This window comes from Nocardia sp. NPDC004722, from assembly GCF_053601505.1.
Genome location: NZ_JBSGBY010000038.1, coordinates 1 through 24,924, shown reverse-complemented (window position 1 = coordinate 24,924; position 24,924 = coordinate 1). Strand labels below are relative to the sequence as shown.

The following is a 24,924-nucleotide window of genomic DNA, read 5'->3' as shown; positions in this document are numbered from 1 at the left end:
GCCGAGGATGGGCCGGGTGGTCAGCGAGGCCCGGACCTGGTTGCCGGGACCGACCGTGAAGGCGCAGGACACGGTGACGGTGCCGTTGCCGGGCATCGGGAGAACGCCGGAGCAGTCGGGGCGTGGGATGGTGACGCCGCCGATGGTGAGCACCATCCGATAGGACACCACGATGTCGTTCACGGGCGGTGTGGAGCTGGGGACGGTCACGGTGACGAACGGGTGCGGGGAACTGGTGAGCGTTGAGATCGCGGTGCAGGCGGGCCCGCACGGAGTGCTCCAGGAACCCACACTGGTGACCTGGGTTTCGGTGTCGGAGGCGTCGTCGAGGGCGACCACGGTGGACCGCAGGTCGCGGTAGAACTCGGCGACCTCGTCGGCGCTCATCGGGGCGAGCGTGACATCGAAGTTCGCGTCGGTGACGCGGGCGGCGCGGCCCGCCACCGCGAAAGTGGTGACCCCGCCGCTGGTGATGCCCTCGGTGTACCGACCGTCGATCATGGCCGCCGAGCCCCGGGACACCGGAATCCCCTGGGCGGCATCGGGATCCAGGCGGTAGCCGAGCAGGCCGGGCTGTAGCCCCTGTGCCACGTCGACATCCGGGCGGGCCGCGGGCTCCAGGATCCACTGGCCCTCGGAGCGTTCGGCGTCCTCGGGACCGAAGCCGTCGGCGACCCAGGCGTCACGGCCGCCCCGCAGAAAGGTCTTGCCGCCGATCATCAGGTAGCTCAAGGTTTTCCCTTGGCCGTAGTCCAGAGTGCCGGACAGGTCACCGGTATTGGTGACGCGCAGGTCTAAAGCCTCTGTCTTGCCGCTCTTTCCGGTGACCGTGCCCGTGTAGTGCTCGCCGGGGGCGTTGATCAGCGCGAGCTGCGCGGCCCGCAGCGTCTCGCGCGCGGCCGCCGCGGCCGACGGTTCCTGCGGTCGCGACACCAGCCACACCGTCACGGCGGCCACCGCCAACGCGACCACGATCAGCCCGCTCAACCAGGGCCACCAGCGGCGGCGACCGGCCACCACGGTCACCGTCTCCGGTTCCGCGGCGATCGAGTCCTCTGTCGTCATCCCCACCCCCGATAACCGACTGCTTAGTCAGATGTCATGACGGCAGCACTATATGGTCCGGCATTGCACCCGGCAAACCGGATCGGAGGTATTCGCGCAGGCTATGACTCGGCGCGACCGACCAGGCAATGGCCGTCGATGGGCCAGCGTTCGACGGTGCTCTGGGTGACGGTGAGACCCGCGCGTCGCATGGCGGCAGTCACCTCGGCAACCGGGCGCACGCGGACGTGTACCGAGAAGGGCACGCGCGCCATGTCTTCCGGCTCGCCGACGCCCACCACGGCGGTGCCGCCGGGACGCAGGACGCGGCGCAGCTCGGTGCAGGCGCGGTCCAGATCGTCGACAAAATAGAGTGTGTTAACGGTGATCAGTGCATCCAAACTGGCTGCGGCAAAAGGCAATTCGGTGATTGAGCCGGTCTGTAGCCGCAATCGGCCGTTCCCGAGTTCGCGACCGTAGCGGGATGTCAGCCGCGCCACCATGTCCGGTGAGATGTCGACCCCGTGCACGGTGCCGCCCGCACCCACCCGATCGAGGAGCAGCGACAGCCCGACGCCACCGCCGAAGCCGATATCCGCCACCGACTGACCGGTTTTCACTGTGGCGGAAGGGGGAGAAGATGACCTCCGCCTGCGCGGCCGCGAAATCACGGCCGTCGGAGGAAACCCCGGCCTGGAAGATCACCGGATGCTCTTGCGCGCTGCGTGGCACGGTCGGGGTGACCGCCACCCGGAACTGCCCCCGGTCGCGTTCGACCGCGCGAATCTCGGTGTCGGACCAGGCATCCCAGATCTCCCGGGCCAGACTCAGGAATTCGGCGGCCCGCTCGTAGCGGTGCGCGTGATCCAGAAAGCCGCCGCGCCGGAAATTCTCACCGGTCCAGGCATTGTCGGTGGTCACGACGTTCCAGCCCGCGCGGCCGCCGGACAGCACATCCAGGCTCGCCAGCCGCCGCGCCAGATCGGCGGGCTCGTTGTAGGTGGCGTTCTGCGTGGCCACCAGGCCGATGCGAGAGGTGATCCCGGCCAGCGCCGCCAATTGCGTGATGGCGTCCGGTCTTCCGGCGATATCGGTGTCGAGCAGCTGCCCGTCCTGCTCGCGCAGGCGCAGACCCTCACCCAGGAAGAAGGCGTCGAAGAGCCCGCGCTCGGCGGTTGTGGCGACGCGACGGAAGGTCTCGAAGTCGATCTGCGACCCGCTGCTTGGATCCGACCAGATCGTATGGTGATTGACGCCCTGGAAGAAGACGCCGAAATGCACCTGGGCGTCGGGAAACGGGACCTCGCTCATCGGGCGGACTCCTTCGCGTAGCGGTTGACGGGACGGGCCAGGCCCAGATTCGCGCGCAGCGTCGAACCGGGCACCGGGCGGTGGGCGACACCGGTGCGCAGCAGCGCGGGCATCACGTAGCGAGCAAGAACGGGGAGATCCACGTCGAGGTCCGCCGGATGTAGCCGGACGCCGTCGGCCACCGGCGCGAGTCCGGTGAGCAGCACGACCAGATCCGCGGCAGACCCCGAAAAGGCTAGGCGTTCAACAGATTCGGGGGGCACGGGTGCCTCGGCGTCGAAGGCCGGGCGGCCAGCGGTTTCGGGCGCTGCCGTTGCCTCGGAGTCCGTGGAACGGCCGGTGGCCGTCGACCGGTCGGACGCCGCGTGCTGGTCGGGGCGAGCAATCCGGCCGAGGTCCGCGCGGCGTTCCCGTGCGGTCGCGGTGGGGGTATCCAGGGTTACCTCGATATCCACCAGTACTCGCGGAATCCCGGCTGCGCGGGCCGCGTCGACCGCGGTCGCTGCCGCCGTCGTGGTCGGGCCGCTGACGAGCGCGACGTCGGTTCCCTCGGATTCGGCTGTGCCGTAACCGAAGACGACCACTTGGCCCTGGGGTGGGCGGGGCACTATGGCTGGGCCCTTCACGGAGAAGGTCTCGCCGATGAAATCGATGTGGTGCAGTTTGTCGCGGTTGAGGAACTTTCCGGCGGCGTAGTCGCGGATGACCGCGTCGTCCTCCCACGAATCCCACAGTCGCCGTGCGGCTTCGATGGCGTCGACGCGCTCGCGGCGGATCTCGGGCTCGGTGGTGCGCGGGGTGGCTCCCCAGATGTGCGCGCTGTCGGGATCGTCGGCGGCGAGCCAGCCCGCGCGCCCGCGCGAGGCGTAGTCGAGGGTGGCCAGCTGGGAGGAGAGGTGGAAGGGCTCGGCGTAGGTCGGCGCGATGACCGGGACCAGGCCGAGGGTGCTGGTGGTGGCCGCGACGAAACCGGCGCGGACCGAAGCATCCAGGCGCGCGGTCGATTCCGGGCCGGGCGGTCGCAGGGAGTCGTCGATGGTCGCGAAGGTGAAACCCGTGTTCTCGGCCGCCTGGACGCGGGCTCGCCACGCGCCGGGGTGTAGATCCCGGCCGTCGAGTTCGATTCCCAACGCGAACAGGCCCGTTCGGTACTCGCTGTCACTCGCCATAGGTTTGACGATCGTCGAACTGTGCGTGGTGGGCCACGGTTGCCGTCAGCGTGATCCGAACCCCGTGACCCAGCTCACTCACAGCCATCTTGCTTATACCCCTAGGGGGTATTAACTTGATCATTTGTAAGGCACGAAAGCAGTTGAGAGGGACGAGAAAATGACCACCGAAGCCCACGCCGGACATCACAACCACGCAGCTCACGGCGCTCACGCTGCCCATGCCGCGCACGCTGACCACGCCGCCCATGCGGATCATTCCGCGCACGCCGCGCACAGCGACCACGCTGCGCACGCGGATCATGCTGCGCACGAAGGGCATGCGGCCCACGCCGGACACGATGCTCATGCCGGACACGATGCGCACGCCGGTCATGCGCACGGCGGGCACGACGCCGGTGTGCCGGGCGGCCTCCAGGTCACCCAGGACGGTTACACCCTCGACCTCGCCGAAAAGATCGTGGCCGCAGGCGAAACCGAGTTTCGCTTCCGCATCCTCGGCCCGGACGGCGCGCCCGTCACCGAGTTCGACGCCATCCACGACAAGGAACTGCACCTGATCGTCGTACAGCGCGAGCTGACCGGCTTCTGGCACGTCCACCCGGTGCGGCAGGCAGACGGAACCTGGACCGTGCGGCTGAACCTCCCCGAGGCGGGCGCCTACCGCGCCTTCACCGATATCGCGCCGCGCGCCCTCGGCAAGACCATCACGCTCGGAGCGGATTTCGCCATCCCGGGCGACTACCGGCCCGGCACCGCGCCGCGCCCGGAGCGCACGTTCACGGTCGACGGCTACGAGGTCACCCTCGACGGCGACCTGGTCGGGGGAGCGGGCGAGCTGCTCACCCTCACCGTGCGCAAGGACGGCGAGCCCGTCACCGATCTGCAGCCCTACCTGGCCGCCTACGGCCACCTGGTGATCGTGCGTGCCGGCGACCTGGCCTACGTCCACGTACACCCGAACGGCGAGCCCGGCGACGGCTTCACCGCGCCCGGCCCGGAGGTCACCTTCCACACCGCCGTCCCGGGTCGCGGCACCTACCGCCTCTTCCTGGACTTCAAGCACGGCGACCAGGTCCGCACCGCCGCCTTCACCCTGCTCACCGCCAACTGAGTTCGTCCCACCGCCAACTGAGTTCGGCCCACCGTGAACTGAGCCCGGCCCACCGTGAACTGGGCTCGGCCCACCGTGAACTGGGCTCGGCCCACCGTGAATTGGGCTCGGCCCGGCACGAGCTGAGCTCAAGGCTCCGCCAGCCGAATCCCACGCCAGTCGAATCGAATCCACACCAGCCGAATGGAGTCTCCATGTGCGCCTGTCGATGTCACCGCAGCCGTGATCCACCTTCGACATCCAAAGGAAGTGTTCCCCATGCGCACCTTGCCCCTGGCCGTCTGGGCCCTGGTCATCGCCGCCTTCGCCATGGGCGCCGACGAATTCGTCGTCGCCGGAGTGGTGGAGGAGATAGCGAACTCCCTGCACGTATCCCTCGGCGCGGTAGGCAGATTCGAGAGCGCCTACGCGCTCGGCGTCGCCCTCGGCGCGCCGCTGTTCACCGCCCTCGGCAGCCGGGTCAGCCGCCGGTTCATGCTGCTGGCCACCACCGGCGTCTTCCTGGCCGGAAACCTCCTCTCCCTGTTCGGACCCACCTACGGCGTGATCCTCACCGGACGCGTCATCGCCGCCCTGGCGCACGGCGCCTTCTTCGGCATCGCGGCGCTGTTCGCCGCCGAACTCGTCTCGAAGGCGAAGCAGGGCCGCGCGATAGCGACGGTCTTCGCGGGCTCCACCGCAGCGACGATTCTCGGCGCACCCATCGGCGCGGCCGTCGGCAAGGCGCTCGGCTGGCGAGCAACCTTCGGCACCCTCGTCCTGTTCGGCGTGATCGCCGCCGTCGGCCTGATCCTGTTGATCCCCAAGACAATCGGCCGCGAACGGGCCCGCGCGGTCCAGACCCACGACCATGCCCACAGCCACGACGATGCTCACGGCCAGGCGGACGCTCACCGCCACGCGGACGCCCATAACCGCGCGGACGCTCACGACCACGACCACGTCGACGGTCACACGCCTGCTCATGTGGATGCCCATGCTCACAACCACTCTCACGTTCATCACACGGAATCGAGCGGTGGCGTGGATGAGGCGGAGCTGGATGCGCATGCTCGGATGCATATGGCCGGTGGCGGTTCCGCTCCGCTCCGGGATCAGCTGCGGGCGTTGCGGCGGCCAGCGGTGTGGATCGGGCTGCTGACAACGCTGCTCGGTTACGGCGGGGTGTTCACCAGCTACGTGTATCTCGCGCCGCAGTTGACCGAGGCCACCGGGCTCGGAAAGCAGTGGGTGACACCGATGTTCCTGTTGTTCGGCGTGGGCCTGTTCGCGGGCAATCAGCTCGGCGGCAAACTGGCGGACCGGAATTTGCGTCTGGCGCTGGTGGTTTCGATCGGCGCGCTCACGGTGACCCTGTTCGCGCTGACCCTGCTCATCCACAATCCGATCACCGCGGCCCTGGGCCTGCTCGCCTACGGCGTGGCCGCGTTCTCCGTGGTGGCCCCGCTGCAACTGCGGGTCATGCGGCAGGCCGGTGACGCCCCGGATATCGCCTCGGCCGCGAATATCTCCGCCTTCACTCTCGGTTCGGCGCTGGGCATCTGGCTCGGCGGCGCGGCCATCGACGGCGGACTCGGCGTCACGTCGGTGAACTGGGTGGGCGGCAGCATCGCCGCCGCGGGTCTGGTACTGGTCCTGGTATCGCTGGGACTGGACCGGGCCGGCGCACCGGTTCACAGCGAGCCGGTCCACCCGGCGCACCAGCACTGAACAACAGCCGAGCGGGCGGTGAACGCCCGCTCGTGCGACACCCGGCAGGGCACTCGATTCGAGTGTCCTGCCGGGTGTTTTCGCAGTTCGTGAGGGTAATAAGCAGGCTCACAGGCAACTCCCAGCCGCTTGGAAGCTCCCCGGCAAACCCGCCACATATGCTCCCGGCCGTCAGTGGGAATTGGCTGGGTGGACAAGGGAAGGCGGGTGGCATGTCGACCATCAGCGTCGCGGAGGATGCGGCGTCGACCGGTGGGAGCGATGCAGGGCCCCTCGGTGACAACGAAACGTCGTCGAAAGACGAACGGACGAGATGGTCGACGCTACTCGCCCCTCCCGGACGGTCCGGCTGGGAACGACCGGCCACCCTGGCACTGCTGATCGCCACCGCGATCATCAACCTGTGGGGACTGGGCGGCGCGGGCTGGGGCAACGGCTACTACGCCGCCGCCGTGCAGTCCGGCACGCAGAGCTGGAAGGCGCTGCTGTTCGCGTCGCTGGATCCGCAGAACGCCGTCACCGTCGACAAGCCGCCCGCCGCCCTGTGGGCAATGGGCCTGTCCGGCCGGATCTTCGGCTTCAACTCGTGGTCCATGTTCGCCCCGCAGGCCCTCATGGGCGTCGCGGCGGTGGCGCTGCTCGTCGCCGCGGTGCGACGCTGGGCCGGACCGGCCGCCGGTCTGATCGCGGGCGTCGGCCTCGCGGTAACCCCGGTGGCGGCCATGATGTTCCGCTTCAACAATCCCGACGCGCTCATGCTGCTCCTGCTGGTGGGCGCCGCGTATTGCACGGTCCGCGCCATCGACGCGCGCGGTGACCGCTTCCTGTCCGCCAGCACCGGCTGGCTGGTCGGCGCGGGCGTGCTGATGGGCTTCGGCTTCCTCGCCAAGATGATGCAGGCGTTCCTGGTGCTGCCGGGTCTCGCCCTGGTCGTGCTGGTGGCCGGTGCGGGCGGATGGCGCACGCGCATCGGGCAATTGGCGGCCGCCGGTGTGTCGGTGGTGGTGTCCGCGGGCTGGTACGTGGCGCTGGTCGAACTGTGGCCCGCCGATTCCCGTCCCTACATCGGCGGTTCCACCGACAACAGTCTGTGGGATCTGGCCATCGGCTACAACGGCCTGGGCCGCGTGCTCGGGAACAAGAACGGCGGCCACGGCCCGTCGTCGGCGGCGGTACCCACCTCGACACCGGTACCGACCCCGACCGGAGCGCAGACCCCGGACCCGAGCCAGATGCACGGCGGCTTCGGCGGTTTCGGTTCGCACCCCGGCCTCACCCGCCTCTTCCACGGCGAGCTCGCCACCGAGTTCTCGTGGCTGCTGCCCGCGGCCCTGATCGCTCTGATCGCGGGCCTCTGGCTGACCCGCAGGCAGCCGCGCACCGACCGCGTGCGCGCCGGTCTGCTGCTGTGGGGCGGCTGGCTGCTGGTGACCGCGGCCATGCTCAGCTACATGAGCCGCAGCTTCCACTCCTACTACTCGATGGAGCTGGCCCCCGCCATGGCCGCGCTGATCGGCATCGGCGCGACCCAGTTGTGGTCGCGCCGTGGTCATTTCGCGGCGCGCGGGACTTTCGCGGTCATGTCCCTGCTCACCGGCGCGTGGTCCTTCGCCCTGCTGGGTCAGACCCCCGACTGGCTGCCGTGGCTGCGCTGGACGGTGCCTGCGCTCGCGGTGCTCGCCGCGGCTGCCCTGCTGGTCACCCCGCAGCTGCCCCGATTCGCCCTCGCCATCGGTGTTTTCGCGCTGCTGGCCGGATTGCTCGCCCCGACCCTCTACACCCTCGAGACCATCACCCAGCCGCAGCTCGGCGGCAGCCCGATGGCTGGTCCGGCACGCGATGACGACGACGGTCCCGGTCCGGGCGGTCCCGGACAGCTCGGCGTCTCGGACCCGCGGATCATCGACCTGATCAACGGCAGTGACGCCCGCTGGGCGGCCGCGGCGCGGGGCGCACAGGACGTCGACGTCCTCGAATTGACCACGGGCAAGGCCCTGCTCGCGGTGGGCGGTTTCAGCGGTCGCGACCCGTCCCCGACGCTGGAGCGGTTCCAGCAGTACGTCGCCGACCACCAGATCGGCTACTACCTGGTGCGTGAGCGCAAGCAGGACGGCGGCCGACAGTGGAACCAGGACGACCAGTCCAACTCCATCCAGATCGCCGCCTGGGTGAAGGCCAATTATCCGGTCACCAAGATAGGCAACATCGAGGTCTACACCCTCAACTGACCCGTGATCGAGTCACTGGTGCAGGCGCTTCCAGCAAGCGCCTGCACCAGTGCTTTTTGACCGGTATCGCTGCCCGGATGGAACGAAATCGGCGTCGGGACCGACCAGTCCGGTGGAGGAATTCAGCGGATGGGATGGGCGGGGCGGCAGTGGAAAGTTACAGTGGCGGGCGAGAACTGGGGCCGGGCGGGAGGTCGGCGATGGGTGAGCCGCGGGCTCAGGTGGGGATGCTCGGTCCGGTGCAGCTGACCATCGGCGGTGTCGAGCAGCAGTTGGGCGGTCCGAAGCAGCGCGCGGTCCTGGCCTACCTGGCGATCAATGCCAACCGCCCGGTATCGGTAGAGGCGCTGGCCAGCGCTGTTTGGGAAGACAATCCACCGCCCGATGTGCGGGTCAGCCTGCACGCCATCGTCTCCAACCTGCGCAAGCCCCTGCGCGACGGCGGCATCGACGCACGCACCGTGTTGCAGCACATGGGCACCGGCTACCGCATCGTCGTCGAGGACGCGGCCTGCGATGTCTTCCGCTTCCGCGCCCGCCGCGAGAGCGGCATGCGCGCGCTCGCCGCGGGCCACTTCGCCTCCGCCACCGACGCGCTGTCCGACGCTCTCGCCCAGTGGCGCGGACCGGTGCTGTCGGATCTGCGCGGGCTGGGCTTCGCCGACGCGTACGCGGTGGCCCTCGACGACGAGCGCATCGGCGTGATCGAGGCCCGCGCCGAGGCCGACATCGCCCAGGGCCGCGCCGAGAACGTGGTGCCCGAACTGAATCTGCTGGTGCGCGATCATCCACTGCGCGAATCCCTCTGGGAACAGCTCATCACCGCCCTCTACCTGACCGGTCGGCAATCCGACGCGCTGGAGGCCGCCCGCCGCCTGCGCGGCATCCTCGCCGAAGAACTGGGCATCGATCCCGGCCACCGCATCCGGGAACTGGAATCGCGCATCCTGCGCCAGGATCCGCTCAGCGTGCGCGCGGTCGGCGCGGCCTCGGCCACCCGCGCGACCACCATCGTCGACCGCAGCTGGCACGAGCCGCAGGCACTGCTGCGCGACCGGTTCGGCCACGTCTATCCGATCGTCGGCTCCACCACCCGCATCGGACGGCTCTCCGACAATGACATAGCGCTGGCCGACGGCCGGGTCAGCCGCCATCACGCGCTCATCATCGACAACGGGCACACCTGGGTGCTCAAGGATCTGCAATCCTCCAACGGCGTCTTCCTCAACGGCGCGCGGGTGCTCGACAGCGGTTTGCTCTCCGACGGCGCGCTGTTGCGAATCGGCGACACCGAGCTGGTATTCGTTCTGGTACGTACCGATGACGACAACACCCGCTGAACAGGAGTGAACCCCGCGTGACCGGAGTGCGACCTCCGGAGCCAATGATTAACTGACCCTTCATTGGTGAGCCCCCTCACCGCCACGAACCCCCAAGCTCGGTCGGCGATCCTCGTGAGTAGCCGTTCCTATGCTCACAGGGGAGATCATGGATCGGAGGCGCTTTCTGAAGCACGCCGCGCAGGTGGGTGGTGCGGCCGGAGCCATGTCGATGCTCCCGCCGAGCCTGGTCCAGGCCTGGGCCGAACCGGCCCCGCCGGGCGGCTGGGACGCGATCGAGCACGTGGTGATCCTCATGCAGGAGAACCGGTCCTTCGACCACTACTTCGGCGGCATGGCGGGTGTGCGCGGCTACGCCGACCTCAACGCGCTACAGCTGTCCACCGGACGCTCGGTCTTCCACCAGCCCGACGGCGGGCGCACCGTGCTGCCGTACCTCACCACGCTGCAGAACATCGACGGCACCGACCACGGAACCCGCACCGGCCACGACGCTTTCGCCTTCGGCAAGCACGACGGCTGGATCCCGGCCAAGGGCGAGGGCACCATGGTCGGCTACGACCGCGACACCCTCGGCTTCTACTACCAGCTCGCCGAGGCGTTCACCGTGTGCGACGCCTACCACTGCTCGGTGAACGGGCCGACCGACCCCAATCGCATGTACCTGTTCACCGGCACCGTGAAAAACCCTCTGGCCCTGGACAATTACGCGGAATCGCTGCAGGTGTCGCTGTTCTCCGACGATCTGAAGCTGCGCTGGATGCGCAGCCTGCCGGTGAGCGGGATCGTGGACTCGGTGCTCGGCATGGTGCACGGAATGACCAGTGCGCTACCGCAATCCGTCACCGAGGCGCTGACCGGGCTGGTCGCGCCGCGCACCGGCAACCTGTTCCTCTACGACGCGCTGCTCTCGGCCGACGCCGGACGCTACGTCAACGACGTCATCTTCGGACTGCCCTGGACCACCTACGCCGAACGGCTGCAGGAACGCGGCATCGGCTGGCGCGTCTACCAGGAATGGGACAACTACACCGACAACGCGCTGGACTTCTTCCTGCCGTTCCGGGAGGCGGCGCGCGCCGCGCTCAAGTACACCAACGGCGGCCGCGGGCTCGCCTTCGAGAACTTCTTCCGCTATTACTCCGACCTGCAACGGGATCCGCGCCTCGAAGCGGCCTACGCGGCCGACCTGAAGCGGGGCATGGACGAGCTGTCGGCGCATCAGCGGGCGCTGGTGGAGCAGGGGCTGTTGCGGTCGCGCACCGGCACCCTGGTCGAGTCCTTCCGCGCCGATGTGGCCACCGGGCGGCTGCCGAAGGTGTCGTGGATCGTCGCGCCCTATGTGGACTGCGAGCATCCGGTGATGGGTCCGCGCAACGGGCAGGCGCTGGTCCACGGCGTGCTGGAGGCGCTCGCCGAACACCCCGAGGTGTGGAACAAGACCGTCTTCATTCTCAATTACGACGAGAACGACGGGTATTTCGACCACGTCCCGGCCCCGACGGCTCCGCCGGGGACGAGCGGCGAGTACTTCGGCACCCATCCCGTCGGCCTGGGCGCGCGCACGCCCGCGATCATCGTGTCGCCGTGGAGCAAACAGGCGGTGTGCTCGGAACTGTTCGACCACACCTCGGTGCTGCGATTCCTGGAGCGGGTCACGGGTGTGGCCGAACCGAATATCAGCCCGTGGCGGCGGCAGCTGTGCGGCGACCTGTCGTCGCTGTTCGACTTCGGCGCGCGGCGCACCCTGATCCTGCCGAGTACCGCACCGCGTGCGGAGCAATCCAGTTCCGGTGTCGCGCAACCGCTTCCCTTCGTGCAGCGGATGCCCAAGCAGCAGGCGGGCAGCCGGGCGCGGGTGCCGCTGCCGTATCGGCTGCGGGCTCGGTGCGCTCCGGGGGAGAAGGGCGGGGTGGCGCTCACGCTCGAGAACGCGGGTACGGGGACGGCACACTGCCTGGTGTATCCGAACGCCTTCGCCCTCGATTACACCCCGGTTCGATTCGACATCCCCGGCGGCGGGGTGATCGCTCGTGAATTCCCTTCCACGAATGGGTGTTACGACTATTCGGTGTACGGACCCGACGGATTCCAGCGGCGCTTCGCCGGTGATCTGCGCGGGCCCTGCGCCGATCTTCGGATCGGCGTCACCGCCTCGGCCGCGGGCCCGCGCAAGCTGGCCCTCGTGCTGGAAAACCCGGGCAAGCAACGTGTCTCCGTGCAGGTGGCGGCCAACGCCTACCGGCACGACGGCCCGTGGATCATCGATATCGCCGCGGGCGGCACCGAGCGGCGCGAGCTGTCCTGTGCCGGCGACGCTGAAGGCGCGGGCTGGTACGACCTGTCGGTGAGCGCCGACTCCGATGCCGGATTCCTGTGCCGGGCACGGGGATTCATCGACAACGGCGAGAGCGGGCACACCGCCGACGACGCCGCGCCCTTCGACCGGCTGTTGCTGGACCGGTCGCTGTACGAGCGCGGGCGGGACCTGGTCGTCAAGTACGGCCTCGCACAGGCGGTGGCCGCGCATCGGCTCGCGGTCTACCCGGATCCGGGCGGGTTCACGGCCGGGGTGCCCGCCGGTCCCGCGCTGCGCACCCTCGCGCTCGGTGACGGGGTGCAGCGCGACGAGGTGGTGCTACCGGTCGTCGCCGACCCCGGCACGCCGGACGCGGTCACACCGGTCGCGGGCATCCGGCAGGTCGGCGCGGTCGCCGACGCCACCCGGCCCGGTCCGCTGCCCACCGGCTCCTACCTGCTGCATCACCTCGACGACGGGGGTCGCCCGCTGGCCCGTCCGGTGCGTTTCCGTGTGCTGTAGCTCGACCCGGCCGAGTGGTACAGCCGGATCATTTTGCAACGAGTTCTAGACAGATCTTGTGTTTTGTCTTACCGTCGGTTCATGAGTTCAACGGCGTCTCATGCGGTGCGATTCGAGCTGCGGTCCGGGGAGACCTGGCGCGACCCCTACCCCATGTATTCCCTACTGCGCGAACATGATCCGGTCCACCGGGCAGTGCCCGAGGGCCGCGAATCCGACGACTTCTATGTCCTGACCCGGCACGCGGACGTGTACGCGGCCGCGCGGGACCCGGAGACCTTCTCCTCGGCCTCCGGGCTGACCGTCGACTACATCGATCTGCTGGCCGCCGGGTTCGGGGCCGCCAAGCCCTTCGTCTTCATGGACCCGCCCGACCACACCGACTTCCGCCGCCGCGTCTCGCCGGGATTCACACCGCGACAGGTGAACTCGGTGGAGCCCGAGGTCCGCGCCTTCGTCGTCGAGCGCCTCGAGCGGCTGCGGGCCGCCGGATCCGGCGACATCGTCAAGGAGCTGTTCAAGCCGCTGCCGACCATGGTGGTGGCGCACTATCTCGGTGTGCCGGAACAGGATCGGGGACAGTTCGACGCCTGGACCGAGAACATCGTCGGCGGCGCGGTGGCCGGTGCGGGGCTGGCGGCGGGCGACCAGAACGCCTTCACCGCGGTCGGCGAGATGGTCGGCTACTTCAGCGAACTCATCGAGCGGCGGCGCAAGGAGCCCGGCGACGACACCATCTCGCACCTGCTCGCCTCCGGACTGGGCGCGGACGGCGACAACGAGGGCCTGCTCGCCATGCTCGGCTTCGCCTTCACCATGATCACCGGCGGCAACGACACGACCACCGGAAACCTCGGCGGCGCGGTGCAATTGCTGACCACCTTCCCCGAGCAGCGCCGCCTGCTGGTGGAGAATCCGGCGCTCATCCCCGACGCCGTCGAGGAATTCCTCCGCATGACCTCGCCGGTGCAGGGCCTGGCCCGCACCGCCACCCGCGACGTGGAACTGCACGGCGTCACCATCCCGGCCGGTCGCCGCGTGCTGCTGTGCTACGGCTCGGCCAACCGCGACGAACGCGAATTCGGCCCCACCGCCGCCGAACTCGACGTGCGCCGCAACCCCAAGCGCATCATGACCTTCAGCCACGGCCACCACCACTGCCTCGGCGCGGCCGCCGCCCGCATGGTCGCCCGCGTGGCCCTGGAGGAACTGCTGTCCCGATGCCCGGAGTACACCGTCGACCTCGACAACGTCCAATGGGCGCACGGCAACTACGTCCGCTGGCCCATCTCCGTCCCCTTCCAGGCGGTCGGCTAGGGCGATGTCCATCAACCCTCCAGCCCTCGGCGTTCCGGTGCGCCCTCGGTCGGATCCCGGCCGCGAGCAGGCCGGGATGGCCGACAGTCGGGCGGAGGTGGTGGACACCGGATCGGCGACTTCGGCCTCCTGTGGTGCGCATCGGCCCGATGCGCACCACCCAGCGCTGGCCGGGCAGAGTGTGCGAGTGGGTTCGGAGGCGGCTGCCTCGCCGCCGGGCCTGGGAGTGAACCGAAGGGAGTGCCCATGAGCCGGGACTGGCTGGCCGACGATCGCGCCGACCTGGCCGCCGAGCGCATTCTGGATGCCGCCGCGACCCTGTTCGCCGAGCGCGGGGTGGCCGCCGTTGGTATGGGGGATATCGCGAAGGCGGCCGGGTGTTCCCGCGCGACGCTCTATCGGTACTTCGAGAACCGGCAGGCGGTGCGGCTCGCCTTCGTGCATCGGGCCACCCGCCAGATCGCCGCGGGCGTCTTCGCGCAGGTGGCCGCGATCGAGGATCCGGGCGAGAAGGTGGTCACCGCCATGCTCGGCGCGGTCCGGGCCGTGCGCGCCGACCCGCTGCTGATCGCGTGGTTCCGGCCCGGCGAATCCGGGGCGGCCGGGCGGATCAGCCAGGACTCCGATGTCATCGAATCCATTGCGGCGGGACTGTTCACGCCCACCGCGCTGACCGACCCGGAACGCAGCCGCCTGGCCCGATGGCTGACCCGGATCATCGTGTCGTTCCTGGCCGCGCCGGGACGCGACGACGACGAGGAACGCGCCATGCTCGAGGAATTCGTCGTTCCGGTCGTCAGCCGCGCCTTCGTGTGAGGATTCAGCGGCCCATGAGGTTTCAGCGGCCGGCTCGGTAGCCGGTGCGGTGGCCGTAGACACCGTCGGACAGAGCCGACGCGAGATCGGCGACCGCCTCGCGAGCGACCGCCATGGGCATGGCGTGGAAGACATGCCACAGGGCGCGATACTCCTGATGCCGCAGGGGCGCACCGGATTTCGCGGCGTGATCGGCGAAGCGGCGAGCATCCCCGGCCAGCAGGTCGTCGCCCGCGGAATGCAGGACGATCGGCGGCAGCCCCGTGATATCGCGGTACAGCGGGGAGCGGGCGCGTCGTTCGTTCTCCGGGACGCCGGGCAGGTAGGCGTCCATGAACTCAACCATGAGCGGCGGGTTCAACAGCGGCTCCCGGCTCGGATCACAGTGGAACGCCGAGGAATCCGCCGACAGATCCAGCACGGGGCAGATCAGGCCCAGGATGGCGGGCTGCGGCCAGTGCTTCTCACGCAACCGCAAGGCCAGGTCCAAGGCCAGGCCGCCACCCGCCGAATCACCCACCACCGCAATGCGTTCGGCCGGGATGCCCTGAGCGAGCAGGGCTCGATAGGCGGCCAGGGTGTCGTCGATCGCGGCCGGGTACGGGTCCTCGGGTGCGAGACGGTAGTCCAGCGCGTGCACCGTGGTGCCCATGGCGGCGGCGAGCGCGCCGGTGAGCGTGCGCACCATGCGCGGCATGCCGATCACATAGCCGCTGCCGTGCAGGTACAGCACCGCCGAATCGCCGGGAGCCGCACGCGGCGTGAGGGTTTCGACCGGGATGCCGCCGAGTCGACCGGTCTCGACCGTGACTCCGCGCGGCGCACGGGCGAAGGTGGTGCCCGCACCGACGCGGGCACGAACCGTCGCCCAGTCCGGAGCCGGATCGAACCACCAGCGACCCACCAGGCGGGAGACGAAGCGCCACAACGCTGTTTCCACGACCTCGTCACTTCCCGATCGCGACGCGCTGGCGCAGGTCGTAGTCGACTGGGTCGGGCGTGCTGCGGATCAGCTTCTCGTACGCGCCGGGCGTCCACGGCCACAGTTCCGGCAGTCCGTCCTTGCCCAGATACCAGCTCTGGCAGCCGGTGGTCCACACCGTGCTCGGCGCGGCCGCCCGCATGCGCGCGTTGTAGCGGTCGGTGGCGGCGGCAGTGGGCGCGATGCTCGCGAATTCGCCTGCCTGCCAACGCCGCAGCCAGCCGACGATGCGGGTGGACTGGGCCTCGGCGACCGCGGTCAGCGGGTGATTGGCGAACGGGCTGTGCGGGCCGACGAGCATGAACAGGTTGGGGAAGTCCGGCATCATGACGCCCTCGAACGCGCGCGGGCCGTCCGCCCACGCCTGATCCAGGGTGCGCCCGCCGGTGCCGGTGATCGCCATCGGCCGCATGAAGGCGTGCGAATCGAATCCCGTTGCCAGCACCAGGATGTCGAGATCATGGCGTCGGCCGTCGCGGGTGACCACACCCTTGGCGTCGATATGGTCGATGCCCTCGGTCACCAGGGTGGCGTCGGGCCGCTGGATGGCCTGGTAGAAGCGGTCCGATACCACCAGCCGCTTGCACATGGCCTGATAGTCGGGGGTCAGCTTGCGGCGTAGTTCAGGGTCCTTGACCGACCGCAGATTCCGCTCCACCACCCACTGGATCAACCGCCGCACCCGTCCGGGATGCACCAGGCCCTGTGAGAACACCGCGAAGGCCGCGCGATTGAACAGGTAGGGGACCGCACCCAGCGCCGGGGCGGTCTTGTACAGCCATTTCGAGATCGGCGAGTAGGACCGGTTGACGGTCGGCAGGATCCATTGCGGAGTGCGCTGGAACAGCACGACTTCCGGCACCTTGCCCGCCAGCGCGCTCACCAGCTGGGTGCCGGTGGACCCGGTGCCGATCACGCCGACGCGCTTTCCGGTCAGCTCCACATCGTGCCGCCAGCGCGCGGAATGCATGACGGTGCCGCCGAATTCGTCCAGTCCGGGGATATCGGGCCGGTTGGGGTGGTGCAGGAATCCCGTGGCGCACAGTACGAAATCGAATTCTCGCGCGCCCCCGTCGGAGGTGGTGACCTGCCAGGCGTTGCCGTCGAATGCCGCGCTCGTCACCTCGGTGCCGAAGCGGGTGTGGCGGTGCAGTCCGTGCTCGCGCGCCACCCCGACCAGGTACCGCTTGATCTCGGGGCCCGCCGAATACAGCTGTGTCCATTCGGGATTCATGGCGAATCGGAATTGGTAGTAGCGCGACGGCACGTCGCACACCAGACCCGGATAGCTGTTGTCCCGCCAGGTGCCGCCGTAGTCGTCGGCCTTCTCGTAGAGGGTGAAGTCGGTGAATCCGGCCTGCTGCAGAGCCACGGCCATGCAGATCCCGGAGATTCCGGCTCCCACGATGGCGATCCGCGGTGAGTTCATGGGACGGCAGCCTAGACACGTGTCCCAGCTTCCGGAAGGGGTTTCGGAAAATTCGGTAGACATTCCGTCATTCGCTAGACAGTATGTAAAGCGAGTGCTAGCTTGTGCCTCAGATCACAAGCTCGAGGCAAGGAAGCACGATGCGCGCACTGCAGTGGACCGGTCCGGAAAAGGTGCAGATCAATGACATCCCCGTGCCGGAGATCGGGCCCACCGACCTGCTCGTGAAGGTCGGTGCTGCCGGTGTCTGCCACTCGGATCTGACGCTGGTCAACTTCCCCTTCCAGCTGCGCGAAGACCCGCTCACCCTCGGTCACGAGATCGCCGGCACCATCGAGGCCATCGGCTCCGACGTGAACGGCCGCGAGATCGGCGAACGCGGAGTCGTGTACCTGTTCTGGACCTGCGGGGTCTGCCGCGAATGCGTGAGCGGGAATGAAAACGTCTGTCTCGCAGCGGGTCGGGTCGCCATGCCGCCCTGTCCGGGCCTCACGCTGGAAGGCGGCATGGCGGAGTACGTCCGCATCCCGGCCAGCTCCTTCGTGCCCATCGGCGACCTCGACTTCGTGCAGGCGGCTCCCGTCGCCGACGCCGCCCTCACCGCGTATCACGCCATCCGCGGTGCGCGAGAAGCGTTGCGGCCCGGGGGAACCGCCGTTGCCATCGGCATCGGCGGTCTCGGCCACGTGGCCTTGCAAATCCTGCACGCCATCTCCGGTGTCCGGGTGATCGCGGTCGACCAGGCCCAGGAGAAACTGGACCTCGCCGCCGACTGCGGCGCGGAGATCGGCTTCCTCTCCGGCGACGACACCGCCAAGCAGATCCTCGACCTCACCGACGGCCGCGGCGCGGACGCCGTCTTCGACTTCGTCGGCGTCGACGCCACCGCCAAACTCGCCTGCGAGACCGTGGCCCCCAACGGCGCTTACCGCATGGTCGGAATCGGCGGCGGCGCACCGGAAATCACCGCCGGACCCGCGGGCGGCCCCGGCTGGCCCTGGGGCGCGACCGTCCGAAAGTCCCTCGGCGGCACCCGCTCCGACCTCCACGCCTGCGTAGCCCTCGCCCAAGCGGGCAAACTCCACATGGAAGTGGAGCGCTTCGACCTCAACGCCGGCCCCGAAGCTCTCCGCCGCCTCGACGCGGGCCACATCCGAGGGCGCGCCGTCCTGGTGCCCTAATCTGCTTGGCATGGGGAGGATTTGGCCGATGACGGCCATCACAGCTTGTGCTCTGCTTGCCGCCGCCTGTGGGCACGACAGTCCAGCGGCATGTCCGGCGGCCACCACGAGTCCCGCCCCATCGGCAGACTCCGGCAAGCCGACCACCGTGGTCGTGCCGACGGCGGATCTGCCGATGTGCGCCGATGCCAAAGGCTCCGGGGCACCGCTGTACATGCCGGGTGATTGCAAGCTGATCTCGCACGACAGTGCGGGCTACACGTTCATCGTGCGCCACGAGGCCGAGTCCGAGCTGAGAATCCAGACGATGATCGATGTGACGGGAGCGGACGGCAAAGTCCTCCAGACCTTCTATACGAAGCCGGCCGACCGTCCCGCGGAGCCGTTCCTGGCGGATCTCGTCGGTGACGGCCGAGACGAAGTGGTCATGCAGTCGGACGTGGGAGCCGTCGGCAACGGCGACTACGAGGTATACCGCCCCAAGTCGAACAAGTCGGGATACGTCAGGGCCGGAACCATTTTCGGCAAGGAACTCGACCGGACCGCCGACGGCTACATCGTCTCCCAAATCCACGGCGACGCCGAGCACACGTACATCGACTTCGACAAGTTCCAGGCCACCCAACTGGTCTTCGTCGCCGGAATCATCACCACCTCGGGCAAAATCGAACCCCCGTGCTCCGTCAACAACGGCCAGAGCGCCCCGCAATCCGAACTCACCGATGCCGAAGTCCTCCAACGCTTCTGCGGTGCGCAATATACGAAGGCGGAACCGGCCCACTGACCACTAGAGTCCCCGTCATGGGGAGGATCCGGCCGGTTGCGGCCGTCATTGCTTGCGTCATGCTCACCGCGGCCTGCGGGCACACCGATACGGCCGCGAAGAACACGACGACGACAGCGGTTCCGACGACGAGCGTGGTGCCCGCGAAGGAGCCGACGATCGATATCGCGAAGCTGCCGCTGTGCGGGGATGTCAAGGACACGGCGAGCAGGTTGCCCGCCGACTGCAAACTGGTGTCGAAGGATTCGGCGGGACACACCTTCGTCGTTCGGCATGTCGGGTTCGAAAAGACGTCGGCTGGTGGCGATTCCCGGGTCGTGCTGGTCGACGTGGTCGGTAAGGACCTGGTCGACAACAGCGACTTCGTCCTGGATCGGGCGATGGTGGAGACCGGAAACGATCTCATGGGTGGGGAGCCGCTGCTGAAGGACATCGACGCAGACGGCCGCGACGAGCTGCTGGTTCCGGTCGGCGGGGGGTCGGGCGGCACCTCCTACGCCGTTTACCGTGACACTGTCGCTGATTCGAGTACGAAGGAGCCGAAATTCGTCCGGCTCGGATACGTCAACGGATCCATCCCCGAGCACACCGCCAGCGGGTATATCGCAGTCAGGGGCAAGGGCAGCTGCTGTGAGTGGGAAGTCCAATTCCTCAGGATCGACAATTCGCAACTGCGCCAATATGTCCGGGTGGAGATCGATGCGACTCACGACGCTACGGGCCAGGGTCACAGCACCTGCAAGGTCATCGACTCCAGCGGGTTGGCAGGTTCCGGACTCAGCGATATCGAAGTGACAAGGCAGTTTTGCGCGGAACCGCTTGTCGTGCAATCCATGCCTTACAAGTAAGGTCGCCGACATGGGGAGGATCCGGCCGGTTGCGGTCGTCATTGCTTGCGTTCTGTTGACGGCCGCCTGCGGGAACGACACTCCGGCGGCGGCTCCGCCGTCCACGACAGCGCCGGGTACGAGTGCCATCGTCTGCGCTGTGCTCGCTGCCGCTTGCGGGACGGCCACTCCGACATCGGGTAAGCCCACCACCGCCATCACCACCACGAAGGTATCCCCCGTGCCGGTGGCGGAACTGCCGATGTGTGGCGATGTTAAAGCTTCCGGGGCGCAGGGTGCGATACCCGACGACTGCCGACTGGTCTCGCGCGACAGCGCGGGATTGGCGTTCGTCGTGCGACACGAGGCTGGGCGTGCGTCCGGGTACCGGGCCTTGATCGATGTGACTGGAAGCGACGGCACTGTTCTGCAGACTCTCCATTCGGATGACTCCGACGACCCACGTGAACCGTTCCTCGCCGATCTGGCGGGTGACGGTCGCGACGAACTGATCGTGCCGTTGAATCTGGCGATCGTCGGCAACGGCACCTTCGAGGTGTTCCGGCCCAAGTCTAATCAACCGGAATTCGTCAGGTCCGGAAAGATTTTCGGGATAGGCGTCGATCGTGCGGCGGGCGGCTACATCGTTGGGCAGGCCAAAGGTGGTGCCGCGCACTGGTATATCGAGTTCGACCGATTCCAAGGTTCGCAGCTGGTCTTCGTCGCCGAGATCATCAAGTCAGCTGCCGCCAGCGGGTCACCGCCGTGCGCGGTCGACAAGGAGCAGGGCGCGCTGCAGTCCGAACTGAGCGACACCGAAATACTCCAGCGGTTCTGTGATGTGGAGATCATCCAGACCAAGCCCGTGGTGCGCTGACGTCAGGGTAGGCCGTCGATCTCGCGTTGGAGCCATTCGCGGTGGTCGGCGTCGCGGGTGTGGAGCAGGATTTTGCGGCGGGCGGTGGGGGAGAGGGCGGACAGCAGGCGCGATAGGTGGGCTTCGGTTTCGTCGCTGAGGAGGTAGCGGACCGCGCCCGCGGTGGCGCGGTCGTCGGCGATGTCGACGGCGCGGGCGAAATCGGCGGGGGATTCGAGGTCCAGGAAGTGCTGGGGGATCTCCTCGTGCAGCGGGTAACCCGAGTATTCGCCGGTGCCCGAACCGAACCAGGTGCACAGGCGTAGGACGCGGTCGACCGGGTCGGGATGGGCCGCGAGCAGCGGGACGCGCATCTCGCGGATCTGGGTGGCGGTCAGATCCCGGCCCGTGCGTGAGGTGTCGAGGAACAGTTCGAGATAGGGAGTCAGAGCTGCCGGGGTGTCCGACTCCCAGAGCCGGTCGGTGCGGGCGCTCTCCGCTCGCGCCTGCTCGGTTTCCCGATACTCGCGCAGCGGTTCCGAGACTCCGCGCACCGCAAGCCATTCCAGTGCGCGCACGCCGTCTTCCAGGAGCGCGTCCTCGCGCCAGCCCGCCCAGCGGACCGAATAGCCGTGGTGCAGGGTCACCATCGCGAGCCGGGTGCCGGACCGGCCGAGGAACTCCAGCGCCACATCGCCCTGGCATCGGCAGATGAAGCCGGGCATGTCGGCGATGCGCAGGGCCTCGCGCAGCGCCCGCACGGCAACCGGATCGCGCTCCACCAGAAGCGGCATCGAATCGCCCGGCATCTCGCGGACCCGGACCTCGTGCGCGCCGTCCAGGATCCGGTCCAGTGCATCCAGGTCCTTGCCCTCGGACCCGCCCCCGAAACCCATACCGCAAACACTAATCCGACCCGCCGGTCCCCGGCGTGGCGTCGACGCGGCACGCGGGAGATTGCTGTTGTCTTAAAGGTTGCTGAACTGGTACGTACCAGCTGGTGATACGGTTCCGTGTGACGCCGATAACTCGGACTCCGATCAGAGTCCGAACGCAGTGACGGGGCTGGACCCAGCGAGTCTTTCTGCAGGCCACCAGCGAAAGTGCACCGACCGGGAGCTGAACTGTGGCTGACCGGTGAGAACTGCATTGTTGCCGAGAAGCCAGATATAGGAGAGACAGTGGCGATTTCGGATTCCCAGCGGGGCGCCGCCGGTCCCGCTGCCGGGCGCACCACCGGACTGTTCCGCACCAAGAGCGTCGAACAGTCGATCCGCGACACCGACGATCCCGACGCCAAACTCCGCAAGGACCTGACCTCCTGGGACCTCACGGTCTTCGGTGTCGCGGTCGTGGTCGGCGCGGGCATCTTCACCCTGACCGCGCGCACCGCCGGCAACATGGCCGGACCCGCGGTCTCGCTGGCCTTCGTCTTCGCCGCGGTGGCGTGTGGCCTGGCCGCGCTCTGCTATGCCGAGTTCGCCTCCACCGTCCCCGTCGCGGGCAGCGCGTACACCTTCTCGTACGCCACCTTCGGTGAGGTCGTCGCCTGGATCATCGGCTGGGACCTCATCCTCGAATTCGCGCTCGGCACATCGGTCGTCGCCAAGGGCTGGTCGCAGTACCTGGGCACGGTCATGGGCGGGCATCAGCCGATCTGGCACTTCGGGTCGGTGAAATTCGACTGGGGCGCGGTGCTGCTGATCGCCATCCTCGGCGTGCTGCTGGCCATGGGCACCAAGCTGTCCTCGCGGGTCTCGGCCGTGGCGGTCGCCATCAAGCTGGCCGTCATCGCGCTGGTGGTCGTGGTCGGCGCGACCTACTTCAAGGCCTCGAACCTGAAGCCGTTCGTGCCCGCCTCGGTGCCCAATGCCGACAGCGGCGGCGCGGGCAAGCTGCAGCAGACCCTGTTTCAGCTGGTCACCGGCGGCGGCAACAGCCACTTCGGCTGGTACGGCCTGCTGGCCGCCGCGTCCATCGTGTTCTTCGCCTTCATCGGCTTCGACGTGGTCGCCACCGCCGCCGAAGAGACCAAGGATCCGCAGCGCAATGTGCCGCGCGGCATCCTGGGCTCGCTGGCCATCGTGACCGTGCTGTACGTCGCGGTCTCGCTGGTGCTCACCGGCATGGTCTCCTACAAGGATCTGCAGGGCGACGACGCCACTCTCGCAACGGCTTTCGCGCTGCACGGCGTGACCTGGGCCAAGAACCTCATCTCCATCGGCGCGCTGGCCGGTCTGACCACGGTCGTCATGGTTCTGTTCCTCGGGCAGACCCGCGTGCTGTTCGCCATGTCCCGCGACGGCCTGATGCCGCGCAAGCTGGCCCACACCGGGCCGAAGGGCACGCCGGTGCGGATCACTGCCATCGTCGGCGTCATCTGCGCGCTGCTGGCCGGGTTCGTGGACTTCGGCACGCTCGAGGAAATGGTCAATATCGGCACGTTGTTCGCGTTCGTGCTGGTGTCGATCGGCGTGGTCATCCTGCGCAAGTCGCGCCCGGATCTGCCGCGCGGCTTCCGGGTGCCGCTGGTGCCGCTGGTGCCGATCCTGTCGGTGATCGCGTGCGCGTGGCTGATGTTCAACCTGTCGGTGGAGACCTGGCTGCGATTCGTCATCTGGATGGCGATCGGCATGGTCGTGTACTTCGCGTACGGCCGCAGGCACTCGCTGCTGAACAAGGCCGCCGCTGAGACAAAATAGGTAGCTGATCGGGTGCTCGAGTTGAGTGCTGGTGGTGTGTCGTCGCTATGACACCCGGATAAATGCGGTTCAATTGCTCTGAATAGTGAGAGTTGTGCCACAAGTTCCGCCCTGCCAGCACCGATTCAGCATCCCGAGAGGAACCGATCGTGAGCATGCTCCTCGCAGTGCATGACGCCTACCACACGGTTGTCGCGCAGATCGGCAACCCGACACCGGAGACGCCGCCGGTGGCGGACAAGCTGATGAAGCTGGTCCGCTACTTCACCTGGTTCACCATGCTGTCGGGCGTCACCGCCATCACCTACGGAGGCGGCCGGTTCGCGTGGGAGAAGTGGAGCGGCGGCGGGCTGGAGTCGCCGAAGATGGTGGCCGGAGCCATGATCGGCGGGGCCACCGCCACGAGTGCGGGGACGATCATGAACGCCGTGATCGGCAGTTGATACGACTCTCGCGCCTGCGGGTGCGCCGAAACCGGCGCACCCGCTTCGCGTTTCCTGACTAGCTCTGCCCGAGCATGGTGTTCATCTGGCCGATCTCCTGCTGCTGGGCGGTCACGATGGCCTGCGCGAGCGCCTTCGAATCGGCGTTGCTGCCCTGTGCCAGTTCGGTATTCGCCATGGTGATCGCGCCCTGGTGATGCTCGATCATCATCTGCATCCACATCTTGTCGAAGTCCGCGCCGGACGCGGCTTCGAGCTTGGACATCTGATCCTTCGACATGATGCCGGGCATGTCATGGTTCATCTCGCCGCTGGGCACCGGCTTGCCGAAACTCCGCAGCAGCGTGGTGATCTGCTGCATCTCCGGCGACTGCGCCGTCTCCACCGCCTTGGCCAGGGTGATCAACTGCTGGTTCTGTGAGCGGGTCGGCACCAGCTTCGCCATCTCCACCGCCTGCGCGTGATGCGGATACATCATCGTCAGGAAGGTCACGTCGGCATCGTTGAAATCGCTCCGGGTGGCGGCGGGAGCCGAGGTGGCGGTGGTGCCGTGGTCCATCCCGGGCATGTTGCTGTGGTCCATGGCCATGGTGGTGGAAGTGGTTGCGGCCTTGGAGGTGTCGCTGTCATTGCTGCTACAGCCTGCGGCGATCAAGGCGGTGGCGGCGGTTGCGGCGATCAGGGCGAGCTTGATACGGGTGGTGAACATGGTTGAGCTCCTTGGGGATTGCCGACGAATCGGTCAGCGGGCGAATCGATAAATGGCACGCGAAAAAACGCGGCCCATCAGATCCGCAGAATCGCCAAGTCGGCCAAGGAGAGCACCGTCCACGGGGGCGGGCGGGCCGGG

21 protein-coding genes and 1 pseudogene are annotated in these 24,924 nt (G+C 68.1%); 13 read left to right on the top strand and 9 right to left on the bottom strand.

The annotated features are described in order from the left end of the window. From ACWELQ_RS06840 to ACWELQ_RS06820, 5 genes and pseudogenes are all read right to left on the bottom strand, one after another. A partial coding sequence (locus ACWELQ_RS06840) for a hypothetical protein (RefSeq protein WP_452396075.1) occupies positions 1 to 1,065 on the bottom strand: 1,065 nt, incomplete at its 3' end. A gap of 101 nt (positions 1,066 to 1,166) precedes the next feature. Continuing rightward, positions 1,167 to 1,646: a class I SAM-dependent methyltransferase gene (locus tag ACWELQ_RS06835; RefSeq protein WP_452396074.1), complete on the bottom strand. Its 480-nt coding sequence runs from the start codon at positions 1,644 to 1,646 to the stop codon at positions 1,167 to 1,169. Between the two features lie 31 nt (positions 1,647 to 1,677). Further along, positions 1,678 to 2,355, bottom strand: a pseudogene (locus ACWELQ_RS06830) (LLM class flavin-dependent oxidoreductase); the annotation flags it as partial. Continuing rightward, entirely contained in the window at positions 2,352 to 3,524 is a 1,173-nt protein-coding gene (locus tag ACWELQ_RS06825; RefSeq protein ID WP_452396073.1) for an LLM class flavin-dependent oxidoreductase, read from the bottom strand. The gene ACWELQ_RS06825 and the pseudogene ACWELQ_RS06830, both read right to left, overlap by 4 nt. Beyond that, complete coding sequence (locus tag ACWELQ_RS06820) at positions 3,514 to 3,915, bottom strand: hypothetical protein (protein ID WP_452396072.1); 402 nt, start codon at positions 3,913 to 3,915, stop codon at positions 3,514 to 3,516. Before ACWELQ_RS06820 ends, ACWELQ_RS06825 begins: the two co-directional genes overlap by 11 nt. A gap of 9 nt (positions 3,916 to 3,924) precedes the next feature. On the opposite strand from ACWELQ_RS06820, the gene ACWELQ_RS06815 reads away from it, so the two are divergent. From ACWELQ_RS06815 to ACWELQ_RS06785, 7 genes are all read left to right on the top strand, one after another. After that, entirely contained in the window at positions 3,925 to 4,638 is a 714-nt protein-coding gene (locus ACWELQ_RS06815; protein ID WP_452396071.1) for a hypothetical protein, read from the top strand. 258 nt (positions 4,639 to 4,896) lie between these two features. Beyond that, positions 4,897 to 6,348, top strand: a complete 1,452-nt coding sequence (locus tag ACWELQ_RS06810) for an MFS transporter (RefSeq protein WP_452396070.1) — start codon at positions 4,897 to 4,899, stop codon at positions 6,346 to 6,348. A 212-nt stretch (positions 6,349 to 6,560) separates the two neighbouring features. Beyond that, a complete protein-coding gene (locus tag ACWELQ_RS06805; RefSeq protein ID WP_452396069.1) occupies positions 6,561 to 8,576 on the top strand; it encodes an ArnT family glycosyltransferase in 2,016 nt (671 codons plus the stop codon). A 200-nt stretch (positions 8,577 to 8,776) separates the two neighbouring features. Further along, positions 8,777 to 9,916: a BTAD domain-containing putative transcriptional regulator gene (locus tag ACWELQ_RS06800; RefSeq protein ID WP_452396068.1), complete on the top strand. Its 1,140-nt coding sequence runs from the start codon at positions 8,777 to 8,779 to the stop codon at positions 9,914 to 9,916. A 148-nt stretch (positions 9,917 to 10,064) separates the two neighbouring features. Beyond that, positions 10,065 to 12,737, top strand: a complete 2,673-nt coding sequence (locus tag ACWELQ_RS06795; RefSeq protein ID WP_452396067.1) for an alkaline phosphatase family protein — start codon at positions 10,065 to 10,067, stop codon at positions 12,735 to 12,737. A gap of 81 nt (positions 12,738 to 12,818) precedes the next feature. Beyond that, positions 12,819 to 14,054, top strand: a complete 1,236-nt coding sequence (locus tag ACWELQ_RS06790; protein WP_452396066.1) for a cytochrome P450 — start codon at positions 12,819 to 12,821, stop codon at positions 14,052 to 14,054. A gap of 246 nt (positions 14,055 to 14,300) precedes the next feature. Beyond that, a complete protein-coding gene (locus tag ACWELQ_RS06785) occupies positions 14,301 to 14,870 on the top strand; it encodes a TetR/AcrR family transcriptional regulator (RefSeq protein WP_452396065.1) in 570 nt (189 codons plus the stop codon). Positions 14,871 to 14,892: 22 nt separating this feature from the next. Here ACWELQ_RS06785 and ACWELQ_RS06780 read toward each other — a convergent pair whose 3' ends face one another. Further along, on the bottom strand, positions 14,893 to 15,810 hold the full coding sequence (locus ACWELQ_RS06780; RefSeq protein ID WP_452396064.1) for an alpha/beta hydrolase: 918 nt from the start codon (positions 15,808 to 15,810) through the stop codon (positions 14,893 to 14,895). Positions 15,811 to 15,817: 7 nt separating this feature from the next. Continuing rightward, complete coding sequence (locus ACWELQ_RS06775; RefSeq protein WP_452396063.1) at positions 15,818 to 17,281, bottom strand: flavin-containing monooxygenase; 1,464 nt, start codon at positions 17,279 to 17,281, stop codon at positions 15,818 to 15,820. A gap of 140 nt (positions 17,282 to 17,421) precedes the next feature. Here ACWELQ_RS06775 and ACWELQ_RS06770 point away from each other — a divergent pair, with 140 nt between their 5' ends. From ACWELQ_RS06770 to ACWELQ_RS06755, 4 genes are all read left to right on the top strand, one after another. Further along, positions 17,422 to 18,462: an NAD(P)-dependent alcohol dehydrogenase gene (locus ACWELQ_RS06770; protein ID WP_452396062.1), complete on the top strand. Its 1,041-nt coding sequence runs from the start codon at positions 17,422 to 17,424 to the stop codon at positions 18,460 to 18,462. Between the two features lie 28 nt (positions 18,463 to 18,490). Beyond that, positions 18,491 to 19,246 (top strand): hypothetical protein, encoded by a 756-nt coding sequence (locus tag ACWELQ_RS06765; protein WP_452396061.1) that lies wholly within the window; start codon positions 18,491 to 18,493, stop codon positions 19,244 to 19,246. 59 nt (positions 19,247 to 19,305) lie between these two features. After that, positions 19,306 to 20,094 carry a hypothetical protein gene (locus ACWELQ_RS06760; RefSeq protein ID WP_452396060.1) on the top strand — a complete coding sequence of 263 codons (789 nt, stop codon included), beginning with the start codon at positions 19,306 to 19,308 and terminating at the stop codon, positions 20,092 to 20,094. Between the two features lie 220 nt (positions 20,095 to 20,314). Then, positions 20,315 to 20,950 carry a hypothetical protein gene (locus ACWELQ_RS06755; protein ID WP_452396059.1) on the top strand — a complete coding sequence of 212 codons (636 nt, stop codon included), beginning with the start codon at positions 20,315 to 20,317 and terminating at the stop codon, positions 20,948 to 20,950. Between the two features lie 2 nt (positions 20,951 to 20,952). Here the strand turns inward: ACWELQ_RS06755 and ACWELQ_RS06750 are convergent, their stop codons facing one another. Then, positions 20,953 to 21,825 carry a hypothetical protein gene (locus ACWELQ_RS06750; RefSeq protein ID WP_452396058.1) on the bottom strand — a complete coding sequence of 291 codons (873 nt, stop codon included), beginning with the start codon at positions 21,823 to 21,825 and terminating at the stop codon, positions 20,953 to 20,955. A 285-nt stretch (positions 21,826 to 22,110) separates the two neighbouring features. On the opposite strand from ACWELQ_RS06750, the gene ACWELQ_RS06745 reads away from it, so the two are divergent. Then, positions 22,111 to 23,631 (top strand): amino acid permease, encoded by a 1,521-nt coding sequence (locus ACWELQ_RS06745; RefSeq protein WP_452396057.1) that lies wholly within the window; start codon positions 22,111 to 22,113, stop codon positions 23,629 to 23,631. A 155-nt stretch (positions 23,632 to 23,786) separates the two neighbouring features. Next, complete coding sequence (locus tag ACWELQ_RS06740; protein ID WP_379367442.1) at positions 23,787 to 24,074, top strand: hypothetical protein; 288 nt, start codon at positions 23,787 to 23,789, stop codon at positions 24,072 to 24,074. Positions 24,075 to 24,132: 58 nt separating this feature from the next. On the opposite strand, the gene ACWELQ_RS06735 is transcribed toward ACWELQ_RS06740, so the two are convergent. After that, positions 24,133 to 24,783, bottom strand: coding sequence for a DUF305 domain-containing protein (locus ACWELQ_RS06735; RefSeq protein ID WP_452396056.1), 651 nt, complete (start codon positions 24,781 to 24,783; stop codon positions 24,133 to 24,135). Positions 24,784 to 24,924: the final 141 nt, after the last annotated feature.